This is a genomic window from Streptococcus sp. V940, from assembly GCF_054353495.1.
The window spans coordinates 8,915-22,604 of record NZ_JBTHHZ010000004.1 but is presented as its reverse complement, the minus strand read 5'-3'; the positions used below and the strand labels follow the sequence as shown (position 1 = coordinate 22,604).

Sequence of the window (13,690 nt, the reverse complement as noted above, 5' to 3'; positions counted from 1 at the left end):
AGTCAGATTTAACTGCTCTTTTTGTGCTTTTTTTCGGTATTTTTTGCATCTGTAACAGAGATTTAAAGATTCTGAAAAATTAGTCAAGGGGGATAAGTTGATAGGGGTTTTAGAACCATTAAACGATAATTATTAGCTTAGGTGACTAAGCTTGGAACTTTATTTACAAAGGAGAATCATCTTGGCAGGACATGACGTTCAATACGGGAAACATCGTACCCGTCGTAGTTTTTCAAGAATCAAAGAAGTTCTTGACTTACCAAATTTGATTGAAATTCAAACTGATTCATTTAAAGATTTCCTAGACCATGGTCTGAAGGAAGTGTTTGAAGATGTATTGCCAATTTCAAACTTCACAGAAACAATGGAGTTGGAATTTGTTGGCTACGAAATCAAAGAACCTAAATATACGCTTGAAGAAGCTCGCATCCATGATGCTAGTTATTCAGCACCAATCTTTGTAACTTTCCGCTTGATTAACAAAGAAACTGGCGAAATCAAAACTCAAGAAGTCTTCTTTGGAGATTTCCCAATCATGACTGAGATGGGTACTTTCATCATCAACGGTGGTGAACGTATTATCGTATCACAGTTGGTGCGTTCTCCAGGTGTTTACTTTAATGATAAAGTAGACAAAAACGGTAAAGTGGGCTACGGTTCAACTGTTATCCCTAACCGTGGAGCTTGGTTGGAACTTGAAAGTGACTCAAAAGACATCGCCTACACTCGTATCGACCGTACTCGTAAAATCCCGTTTACGACTTTGGTTCGAGCACTTGGTTTCTCAGGCGATGACGAAATCTTTGATATCTTTGGGGACAGCGAGTTGGTTCGCAACACTGTTGAAAAAGATATCCATAAAAACCCAATGGACTCTCGTACAGACGAAGCTTTGAAAGAAATTTATGAACGCCTTCGTCCAGGTGAACCAAAAACTGCTGAGAGTTCACGTACCTTGCTTGTAGCTCGTTTCTTCGACCCACGTCGTTATGACTTGGCTGCTGTAGGACGCTACAAGATTAATAAGAAACTAAATGTTAAAAATCGTTTGCTCAACCAAACAATCGCTGAACCACTGGTAGATCCAGAAACAGGCGAAATCTTGGTTGAAAAAGGTACTGTTATGACTCGCGATGTCATCGAAAGCATCGAAAGTCACTTGGATGGCGATTTGAATAAGATTGTCTACACTCCAAATGACTCAGCTGTTTTGACAGAACCAGTTGTTCTTCAAAAATTCAAGGTTGTGGCACCAACTGATCCAGACCGTGTTGTAACAATCATCGGAAATGCAAATCCAGATGATAAAGTTCGCACTATCACTCCGGCAGATATCCTTGCTGAAATGAGCTACTTCCTTAACTTGGCTGAAGGCATCGGTCGTATCGATGATATCGACCACCTCGGAAACCGTCGTATTCGTGCTGTTGGTGAATTGCTTGCCAACCAAGTACGTCTTGGACTTTCACGTATGGAACGTAATGTTCGTGAACGTATGTCTGTTCAAGATAACGAAGTATTGACACCTCAACAAATCATTAACATCCGTCCAGTGACTGCAGCGATCAAAGAATTCTTTGGTTCTTCACAATTGTCACAGTTCATGGACCAACACAACCCACTTTCTGAGTTGTCTCACAAACGTCGTTTGTCTGCCTTAGGGCCTGGTGGTTTGACACGTGACCGCGCTGGATATGAAGTGCGTGACGTGCACTACACTCACTATGGTCGTATGTGTCCAATCGAAACACCTGAAGGACCAAACATCGGTTTGATCAACAACTTGTCTTCTTACGGACACCTCAACAAGTATGGTTTCATTCAAACACCATACCGTAAAGTTGACCGTGCAACTGGTAAAGTTACCAACGAAATTGTTTGGTTGACTGCCGATGAAGAAGATGAATACACAGTAGCTCAGGCTAACTCTAAATTGAACGCAGATGGAACTTTTGCTGAAAAAGTTGTCATGGGACGTCACCAAGGGGTTAACCAAGAATATCCAGCATCAAGCGTTGATTATATGGACGTTTCTCCTAAACAGGTAGTTGCCGTTGCGACAGCATGTATTCCTTTCTTGGAAAACGATGACTCCAACCGTGCCCTCATGGGTGCCAACATGCAACGTCAGGCTGTTCCGTTGATCGATCCTAAAGCGCCTTTCGTTGGTACTGGTATGGAATACCAAGCAGCCCATGACTCAGGAGCTGCAGTTATTGCACAACATGGTGGTAAGGTTACCTATGCAGATGCGGACAAAGTAGAAGTTCGCCGTGAAGATGGTTCCCTTGATGTTTACCACATCCAAAAATTCCGTCGTTCAAACTCAGGTACTGCTTATAACCAACGTACCCTTGTTCGAGTTGGCGATGTCATCGAAAAAGGTGACTTTATCGCTGATGGACCTTCTATGGAAAAAGGTGAAATGGCGCTTGGACAAAACCCAATCGTTGCCTACATGACATGGGAAGGTTACAACTTCGAGGATGCCGTTATCATGAGCGAACGCTTGGTGAAAGACGATGTTTACACATCAGTTCACCTCGAAGAATACGAATCAGAAACACGTGATACAAAGCTTGGGCCTGAAGAAATCACTCGTGAAATTCCAAACGTTGGTGAAGATGCCCTTAAAGACCTCGACGAAATGGGTATCATCCGTATCGGTGCTGAGGTTAAAGAAGGGGATATCCTTGTAGGTAAAGTAACACCTAAGGGTGAAAAAGATCTTTCTGCTGAAGAGCGTCTCTTGCACGCTATCTTCGGTGACAAATCTCGTGAAGTTCGTGATACTTCCCTTCGTGTACCACACGGTGCCGATGGTGTCGTTCGTGATGTTAAAATCTTTACACGTGCAAACGGTGATGAATTGCAATCTGGTGTCAACATGCTGGTTCGCGTATACATCGCACAAAAACGTAAGATTAAGGTCGGAGATAAGATGGCCGGACGTCACGGGAACAAAGGGGTTGTCTCTCGTATCGTTCCTGTAGAAGACATGCCTTACCTTCCAGACGGAACTCCAGTCGATATCATGTTGAACCCACTTGGGGTGCCATCACGTATGAATATCGGTCAGGTTATGGAGCTTCACCTTGGTATGGCGGCTCGTACTCTTGGTATTCACATCGCAACACCAGTCTTTGACGGAGCAAGTTCTGAAGATCTTTGGGACACTGTCAAAGAAGCAGGTATGGATAGCGACGCTAAGACTATCCTATACGATGGTCGTACTGGTGAACCATTTGATAACCGTGTGTCAGTTGGTGTCATGTATATGATCAAACTCCACCACATGGTTGATGATAAATTGCACGCTCGTTCAGTCGGACCATACTCAACCGTTACACAACAACCACTCGGAGGTAAAGCTCAGTTTGGTGGACAACGTTTCGGTGAGATGGAGGTTTGGGCGCTTGAAGCCTATGGTGCATCAAATGTTCTTCAAGAAATCTTGACTTACAAGTCTGACGATATCAACGGACGTTTGAAAGCTTATGAAGCTATTACAAAAGGAAAACCAATTCCAAAACCAGGTGTTCCAGAATCATTCCGAGTTCTTGTAAAAGAATTGCAATCTCTTGGTCTTGACATGCGTGTCCTTGACGAAGACGATCAAGAAGTGGAACTTCGTGACCTTGATGAAGGAATGGACGAAGATGTCATCCACGTAGATGACCTTGAAAAAGCCCGCGAAAGAGCAGCTCAAGAGGCAAAAGCAGCCTTTGAGGCAGAAGAAAATGCAAAAGCGGAAACAACAGAAGAAGCTGCTGAACAAGAATAAGCAGTTCACTTATAATAGAAAGGGAAGAAATAGTGGTTGATGTAAATCGTTTTAAAAGTATGCAAATCACACTAGCTTCTCCAAGCAAAGTCCGTTCATGGTCTTATGGAGAAGTCAAAAAACCTGAAACAATCAATTACCGTACGTTGAAACCAGAACGTGAAGGACTCTTTGACGAAGTGATCTTTGGTCCTACAAAAGACTGGGAATGTGCTTGTGGTAAATACAAACGCATTCGTTACAGAGGGATTGTTTGTGACCGTTGTGGTGTTGAAGTAACGCGTACAAAAGTTCGTCGTGAACGTATGGGACACATCGAGTTAAAAGCTCCTGTATCTCATATCTGGTATTTCAAGGGGATTCCAAGCCGTATGGGCTTGACCCTTGACATGAGTCCTCGTGCCCTCGAGGAAGTTATCTACTTTGCAGCTTATGTGGTGATTGATCCAAAAGATACACCACTTGAGCACAAGTCTATCATGACAGAGCGTGAATACCGTGAACGCTTGCGTGAGTTTGGTCATGGTTCATTCGTTGCCAAAATGGGTGCCGAAGCTATCCAAGACCTCTTGAAACAAGTAGATCTTGAAAAAGAAATTGCTGAACTCAAAGAAGAGTTGAAGACAGCTACTGGACAAAAACGTGTGAAAGCTATCCGTCGTTTAGATGTTTTGGATGCTTTCCACAAATCTGGAAACAAGCCTGAATGGATGGTTCTTAACATCCTTCCAGTTATTCCACCAGATCTTCGTCCAATGTTGCAGTTGGATGGTGGCCGTTTTGCCTCATCTGACTTGAACGACCTTTACCGTCGTGTTATCAACCGTAACAATCGTTTGGCTCGTTTGCTTGAGTTGAACGCACCAGGGATCATCGTTCAAAATGAGAAGCGTATGCTTCAAGAAGCGGTTGACGCTTTGATTGACAATGGCCGTCGTGGTCGTCCGATCACAGGACCAGGTAGCCGTCCGCTTAAATCATTGAGCCACATGCTCAAAGGGAAACAAGGACGCTTCCGTCAAAACTTGCTCGGTAAACGTGTTGACTTCTCAGGACGTTCTGTTATCGCCGTTGGTCCAACTCTTAAGATGTACCAATGTGGTGTGCCACGTGAAATGGCAATCGAGCTCTTTAAACCATTCGTTATGCGTGAAATCGTTGCGCGCGATATCGTTCAAAACGTTAAAGCGGCTAAACGCTTGGTAGAACGTGGAGATGAACGTATCTGGGATATCCTCGAAGAAGTTATCAAAGAACACCCAGTGCTTTTGAACCGCGCACCTACCCTTCACCGTTTGGGTATCCAAGCCTTTGAGCCAGTCTTGATTGACGGTAAAGCCCTTCGCTTGCATCCGCTTGTCTGTGAAGCCTATAATGCCGACTTTGACGGTGACCAAATGGCCATCCACGTACCTCTTTCAGAAGAAGCCCAAGCAGAAGCTCGTATCTTGATGCTTGCTGCTGAGCATATCTTGAACCCTAAAGATGGTAAACCAGTTGTTACTCCATCTCAGGACATGGTTTTGGGTAACTACTACTTGACTATGGAAGAAGCTGGTCGTGAAGGCGAAGGTATGGTCTTCAAGGACCGTGACGAAGCTGTCATGGCTTACCGTAATGGTTATGTTCACCTCCACTCACGTGTTGGTATCGCAACAGATAGCTTGAACAAACCATGGACAGAAGAGCAAAAACACAAAATCTTGCTTACAACTGTTGGTAAAATCCTCTTCAACGATATCATGCCAGAAGGACTACCTTACTTGCAAGAGCCAACAAACGCTAACTTGACAGAAGGTGTTCCGGCTAAGTACTTCTTGCCATTAGGTGGAAATATCAAGGAAGCTATTGAAGGACTTGAAATCAACCCGCCATTCAAGAAGAAAAACCTTGGAAATATCATCGCTGAAATCTTCAAACGTTTCCGTACGACAGAAACATCTGCCCTACTTGACCGTATGAAGAACCTCGGTTACCACCACTCAACTCTTGCAGGATTGACAGTAGGTATTGCTGATATTCCAGTTGTTGAAGACAAGGCTGAAATCATCGAAGAATCACACAAACGTGTAGAACAAATCACAAAACAATTCCGTCGTGGTATGATCACAGATGACGAACGCTACAATGCTGTTACAGCTGAATGGCGTGCTGCCCGTGAAAAACTCGAGAAACGTTTGGTTGCCAACCAAGATCCTAAGAACCCAATCGTTATGATGATGGACTCTGGAGCCCGTGGTAACATCTCAAACTTCTCACAGCTTGCCGGTATGCGTGGTCTGATGGCTGCTCCGAACGGACGTATCATGGAATTGCCAATCCTTTCAAACTTCCGCGAAGGTTTGTCAGTACTCGAAATGTTCTTCTCAACTCACGGTGCCCGTAAAGGTATGACCGATACGGCCCTTAAGACAGCCGACTCAGGTTACTTGACTCGTCGTTTGGTTGACGTTGCCCAAGACGTTATCATTCGTGAGGATGACTGTGGAACTGACCGTGGTCTCTTGATCCGTTCTATTACTGAAGGTAAAGAGATGATTGAGTCTCTCGAAGAACGTCTCAATGGTCGTTACACTAAGAAAACTGTTAAACACCCAGAAACTGGTGCAGTTATCATTGGTCCAAATGAATTGATCACAGAAGACAAGGCTCGTGAAATCGTCAATGCCGGTGTTGAAGAAGTAACCATCCGCTCTGTATTTACATGTAATACTCGTCATGGTGTCTGCCGTCACTGTTATGGTATCAACTTGGCGACTGGTGATGCGGTTGAGGTTGGTGAAGCAGTTGGTACAATCGCTGCCCAATCTATCGGGGAACCTGGTACACAGCTTACAATGCGTACCTTCCACACGGGTGGGGTTGCCTCAAATACCGATATCACTCAGGGTCTTCCTCGTGTCCAAGAAATCTTCGAAGCCCGCAATCCTAAAGGGGAAGCGGTCATCACAGAAGTCAAAGGGGAAGTTACAGCAATCGAAGAAGATGCTTCAACTCGCACTAAGAAAGTCTTCGTTAAAGGCGAAACTGGAGAAGGCGAATACGTGGTACCATTTACAGCCCGTATACGTGTAGAGGTTGGCGATCAAATCTCTCGCGGTGCAGCTCTGACAGAAGGTTCTATCCAACCAAAACGTCTCCTTGCTGTACGTGATGTCTTGTCAGTTGAAACTTACCTCCTCGGTGAAGTACAAAAAGTTTACCGTAGCCAAGGGGTAGAAATCGGTGACAAACACATCGAGGTAATGGTTCGTCAAATGATCCGTAAAGTTCGTGTCATGGATCCAGGGGATACAGATCTTCTCATGGGTACTCTCATGGATATCAACGACTTTACAGATGCCAACAAAGATGTTCTTATCGCAGGTGGTGTGCCAGCAACTGGTCGCCCAGTCCTTATGGGAATCACCAAAGCATCGCTTGAAACCAATAGTTTCTTGTCAGCTGCTTCCTTCCAGGAAACAACTCGTGTCCTTACAGACGCAGCTATCCGTGGTAAGAAAGATCATCTCCTTGGTCTCAAGGAAAATGTCATCATCGGTAAGATCATCCCAGCTGGTACTGGTATGGCTCGCTACCGTAACCTTGAACCAAAAGCAGTTAATGAAGAGTCATTCCTTGCAGATTCACAAGAAGAGCAAGTGGATACCCAAGTCGAGACTGTTGAAACAAGTGAATAAACCTATTTATCCAAAAGGGGGAATGTCCCTCTTTTGGTGTATGTAGGTAATGAAAACGTAATGCATATTTTCTTGAAAAAATAGTAAAAAAATGGAATAAATGTATATTGATTTCAACTTTCAAAATAATGAGCATAATGCTTGGATTTTAGCTACAATAGTGCTAAAATAGGAGTGTTGCATGTTTAGGATTTTGTAAAAACAATGCATAAAATATAACAATATATACACTCCCGAAAGGGTATTGGAGGTAAAACATGAAAAATGATCTGTTTAACGATCGAATTAGTCGATTCTCGATTCGTAAACTTCATGTAGGAGTTTGCTCGGTCTTACTCGGAACGTTGGTAATGCTCGGAACTGCCACAGGTGTTGGAGCTGATGAAGTAACTGAAGAAAAACAAGCTGATGGAGTTGCAGCTAAAACAGAAGTTGACAAGGCAGAAACTCCTCAAATTACAGAAGCAGCACCTGCTAAAGAAGTAACTTATCAAGCAGAAGCAGCACCTGCAGTTTCTACTGAAGTAAAACCTGAGCTAAATAGCGACAAATTGGCAGCTTACGTTGCTGAAATTGAAGCAAACTTGGCAAACGGTAAATACAGCAACAAGACAGACGAGAGCCTTGAAATTCTTAAAGTAGGTCTTGCTAATGCTAAAAATACACTTACTTCTGCTACAAGCCAAGCTGAATTGGATGCAGCTTACCAATCACTTGTAACAATTGTCAATTCTAAACTTAAAAACAAAGAAAAAGCTGTAGCCGAAACAGAAGTAGCAGCTCCTGAAAAGACAGAAGCTACTACAGGTAAACCTGCAGAAAACACAAAACCAGCTGAAGGTACAAACGCAATCGCAAATACAGGGAAAAACGACCCTCGTAATGGAAAAGAGATTGATAAAAACACAGCCTTCCGTGCAGATACTGCAACAACTACTGGAATTGGTGCAGACGTTGTAGATGCAACTTCAACTCCAAAAGTTGAAAAACCTGGCTTTACAACAGATCTTGATGCCAAATCTATGACTAGCCAGATTACTTGGTTGGACTTTGGAGATGTAGCTAACTGGACAGGGGCAAAAACAGTCCTCGTTCCTAAAAATGACCAAAAACCTGATCAAGATTTAGAAGAAAAACTAGCTCTTCAAGTTGGCGCTACCTATACCAAGGAAATCATGCCTGGCTATGTAGTTACGGTAAAAGTCAAATCCTTGAAACCATTCCAAGCAACTGAAATCTATAAAAAACGGATGGAAGACCAAGGGGCTACAGAAGCAGAAAAAGCAACCTATGATCCAAATGCAAAAAATGGCTATGTAAGTGGTGTTACTTCAAAAGGGGCTAAAAAAGCTTTTAATGATGGCGAAGAAGCCGACGTTGTCGCTGATGCTCAAAATAATTGGACTGAAATTAAACTTGAAAACGTTGATACGAAAGCCAAGAAGACTACCATGGGTTCAGCTATGAATGGTGGAAATATTGGAGTTCAGTTTGAAATCTCTGCAACCTTCCGTGGCAAGACAGTTAAGCCAGCTGTTGTCATGGCTGATGGCGAGTCTGCCAACCCTGGTGAATTTGTTATGTTCACTACCAATGGAGGAGGTTGGCAGCACCTTGGGGAATGGAAGAAATTTAATAGACCAGCCACTTCTGTTCCTTATGAACCACAAGATACAGAAAACCTTTTGGGGCCTAAATCTAAATATAATAACATTAACCTAAGACAACTTCGTGATTCTACTGAAGTTGGACCAGAAAAGAAACCAGTAGCTTGGAAGTACTTTGGAAATCCTGACAAAGTTACGGGTGGTCTAGGAACCGGTATCTTTGGACCAAACATTTCTGAAGGAAATAGAACAGTTCCACTCGTGATGACACGTGGAGCATCTGAAGTGGGACTTTATATCGCTTCAGGTGGTAAACAGTCAGCAATGCTAGGATTCTTCCCACTTGATGAAGGGGATGCTCCTGAGTCATATGGTAAGGCAGTTCATACCATTGCAACTGTTGACGGTGTTACTGGAGCTAAAGTAAATCAACCGTATCTTGGTAGCGTAAGCCCCGATATGGATGAAAATACAACTCTGGACTGGTTCGGTGATGATAACTCAACCACGGCCGATGAAGGAATTAACCAATTGCTTCCAGATGACCTCAAAGGGAAAACCAATGAGATGATCAAGATGGACCGTACACGTCCAGGTAACTACAAGATGTCAGTTCAAGCCCATTTGGATGGAGCTTCAGAAGCTTATATCTATGGTTGGGTAGACTTTAACCAAAACGGTACCTTTGATGAAGATGAACGCTCTAATCTTGCAAAAGTGACCCAAGATGGTACAGTTGAGTTGACCTTTGCAAACAGCAAGACTTATATCGACCCTAGCGTCAACGAACTTGGTGCTCGTGTTCGTATCGCTAAGAAAGCGAACGAGATCGAAAGCCCAACTGGCATGGCCTTCTCAGGTGAAGTAGAAGACTTCAAGACTCAAATCACCCACCCACCAAAAGGGGAATTTAAGGAAACTTCTGGTCCTCAAGCTACTAAACAAACAGCAACAGTAACCTTTACAGCTCGTGGTGAACACAAGTATGAACGTAACTCTAAGGCAGTTATCGACGAGACAGTAGAACCATACATCGTTGATAAAGATGGCAACCGCGCAACGCTTGATGCAGATGGTTACTATGTAGTTCCAGGTCAAGGGAAATACAAGATTACTGCCAATGGTAAAGACGTAGACGTTGAGTTTATCCCAGAAGATAACTTCCTAGGAACTGCAGATGGTATCTCTATCCGTCGTGTAGATAGCAATGGTTACGATACGGGTTGGTCAACAAAATTCCCAGACAAAGAACCAAACATTAATGGTCAGTTAAATACAATGGATGGTCAATACGTTCCAACAGTTACTCCTATTGAAATCGAAGGGGTTGACAAGACATCGACTGATATTCAAGGGGCAACTCAAAAAGAAACACCAACCTTTAACACAACTGCTACTAACTTAAATGGTGACAAGATTGCAGTCACTCCAAGCGCAGAATATCCTGCTAAGTTGGTAGACCCAGCAACTGGTCGTACTACTGATGAGACGTCTGTAACAGTAGCTGGAGAAGGAACATACACGATCAATCCTTCAACAGGTGAAGTAACCTTCACTCCAGAACCAAGCTTTGTAGGAACAGCTAAGGGCATTGAAGTTACATTGTCAGCACCAGTTGGTCGAAACAAAGATGGTAAGGTTCAAGAGGAGTACATTAAGACTGCTACGGCTAAGTACACACCAACTGTAGTAGGAGTAACACCAACCGCAACACCAGCAGAAACAAAAGACATCCAAGGTGCAACACAAACAGGTAAACCTGAATTCAAGGGTGGTACAGTTGAAGTTAACGGTGTTGAAAAGACTATTCCAATCAACGAAGATGTTCCAGCAACATTTGACGATGGTTCAACAACTAAGACTGTTGAAGGCGTTGGTAAATTTACAGTTGCAGCAGATGGAACAGTAACATTCGTTCCAGAACCAAACTTTGTAGGAACTGCACCAGCAGTGACAGTTGTCCGCGAAGATAAGAACGGAACAAAAGCTTCTGCGACATACACACCAACAGTTGTAGGAGTAACACCAACTGCAACACCAGCAGAAACAAAAGACATCCAAGGTGCAACACAAACAGGTAAACCTGAATTCAAGGGTGGTACAGTTGAAGTTAACGGTGTTGAAAAGACTGTTCCAATCAACGAAGATGTTCCAGCAACATTTGACGATGGTTCAACAACTAAGACAGTAGAAGGCGTTGGTAAATTTACGGTTGCAGCAGATGGAACAGTAACATTCGTTCCAGAACCAAACTTTGTAGGAACTGCACCAGCAGTGACAGTTGTCCGCGAAGATAAGAACGGAACAAAAGCTTCTGCGACATACACACCAACAGTTGTAGGAGTAACACCAACTGCAACACCTGCTGAAACAACAGACATCCAAGGCGCAACTCAAAAAGGTAAGCCTGAATTCAAGGGTGGAACTGTTACAGTTGATGGAGTAGAAAAAACTGTTCCAATCAACGAAGATGTTCCAGCAACATTTGAAGATGGTTCAACAACTAAGACAGTTGAAGGTGTTGGTACTTACACAGTAGCACCAGACGGAACAGTAACATTTGTTCCTGAAAAATCATTTGTTGGTACAGCTCCATCAGTTACAGTTGTTCGTGAAGATATGAACGGAACAAAAGCTTCTTCAACTTACACACCAACAGTAACACCAGTAACACCAACAGCTGAAGATGCTACTTCAACTGATAAACAAGGTCAAACACAATCAGGTAAACCAACATTCACACCAGGTAACTCAAACGTACCAATGGATGATGATGTTCCAGCAACATTTGAAGATGGTTCAACAACTAAGACTATTCCAGGTGAAGGAACATACACAGTAGCACCAGACGGAACAGTTACATTCGTACCAGAAAAATCATTCACAGGAACAGGAACAGGCGTGACTGTTAAACGTGTAGATAAGAACGGTACACCAGTAACAGCTAAGTACACACCAACTGTTACACCAGTAACACCAACAGCAACACCAGCTGAATCAGTAGCACCTCAAGGTGTGGTTCAAACTGGTACTGTTACCTTCACAGAAGGTGACCCAGTTGCACCAATCGACAAGGATACCATTACTCTTCTTGACGAAAATGGTAAACCAGCTCCATCAGTAGTTGCTAAGTCACCAGAAGGTAAAGAAATCGGTACTTTCACAGTTGATAAAGAAACAGGTGTTGTAACATTCACACCAACTGACAAGTCTTACTCAGGTGATGTTGTTCCAGTTAAAGTTCAAGCTAAAGATGCTAACGGTACTGCTGTAGAAACAACTTACACACCTAAGATTACTCCAGTAGTTCCAACAGCTGAAGATGCTACTTCAACTGACAAACAAGGTCAAACACAAACAGGTAAACCTAAGTTTACAGAAGGTAATCCAAGTGTACCAATGGATGACGATGTTCCAGCAACATTCGAAGATGGTTCAACAACTAAGACTATCCCAGGTGAAGGTACATACACAGTAGCACCAGACGGAACTGTAACCTTCGTACCAGAAAAATCATTTACAGGAACAGGAACAGGCGTGACTGTTAAACGTGTAGATAAGAACGGTACACCAGTAACAGCTAAGTACACACCAACTGTAACTCCAGTAACACCAACTGCAACTCCAGCTGAATCAGTTGCACCTCAAGGTGTGGTTCAAACTGGTACTGTTACATTCACAGAAGGTGACCCAGTTGCACCAATCGACAAGGATACCATCACTCTTCTTGACGAAAATGGCAAACCAGCAGCTTCAGTAGTTGCTAAGTCACCAGAAGGTAAAGAAATCGGTACTTTCACAGTTGATAAAGAAACAGGTGTTGTAACATTCACACCAACTGACAAGTCATACTCAGGTGATGTTGTTCCAGTTAAGGTTCAAGCTAAAGATGCTAACGGTACTGCTGTAGAAACAACTTACACACCTAAGATTACTCCAGTAGTTCCAACAGCTGAAGATGTTACATCAACAGATATCCAAGGTAAGACACAAACAGGTAAACCTAAGTTTACAGAAGGTGATCCAAGTGTACCAATGGATGATGATGTTCCAGCAACCTTCGAAGATGGTTCAACAACTAAGACTATCCCAGGAGAAGGAACATACACAGTAGCACCAGACGGAACAGTTACCTTCGTACCAGAAAAATCATTCACAGGAACAGGAACAGGCGTGACTGTTAAACGTGTAGATAAGAATGGTACACCAGTAACAGCTAAGTACACACCAACTGTTACACCTATCAAACCAACAGCAGAACCAGTAACATCAACAGATATTCAAGGTCAAACACAAACAGGCAAACCAACATTCACACCAGGTAACTCAGACGTACCGATGGATGATGATACACCTGCAACCTTCGAAGATGGTTCAACAACTAAGGTAATCCCAGGTGAAGGAACATACACAGTAGCACCAGACGGAACAGTTACATTCGTACCAGAAAAATCATTCACAGGAACAGGAACAGGCGTGACTGTTAAACGTGTAGATAAGAACGGTACACCAGTAACAGCTAAGTACACACCAACTGTTACACCAGTAACACCAACAGGTGAACCAGCTACAACTATTGGACCAAAAGGTAAAGAACAGTCTGGTAAACCAACATTCAA

Annotated in this window: 3 protein-coding genes; all 3 read left to right on the top strand. The window is 43.3% G+C overall.

Going from position 1 to position 13,690, the window contains the following annotated elements:
* Window positions 1-181 precede the first annotated feature (181 nt).
* On the top strand, window positions 182-3,784 hold the full coding sequence (gene rpoB, locus ACXYSM_RS08415; RefSeq protein WP_458635009.1) for a DNA-directed RNA polymerase subunit beta: 3,603 nt from the start codon (window positions 182-184) through the stop codon (window positions 3,782-3,784).
* A 32-nt stretch (window positions 3,785-3,816) separates the two neighbouring features.
* Complete coding sequence (rpoC, locus tag ACXYSM_RS08410) at window positions 3,817-7,464, top strand: DNA-directed RNA polymerase subunit beta' (RefSeq protein WP_458635008.1); 3,648 nt, start codon at window positions 3,817-3,819, stop codon at window positions 7,462-7,464.
* A 257-nt stretch (window positions 7,465-7,721) separates the two neighbouring features.
* Window positions 7,722-13,690: CshA/CshB family fibrillar adhesin-related protein (locus ACXYSM_RS08405; protein ID WP_458635007.1), on the top strand; the 5,969-nt coding region annotated here is incomplete at its 3' end.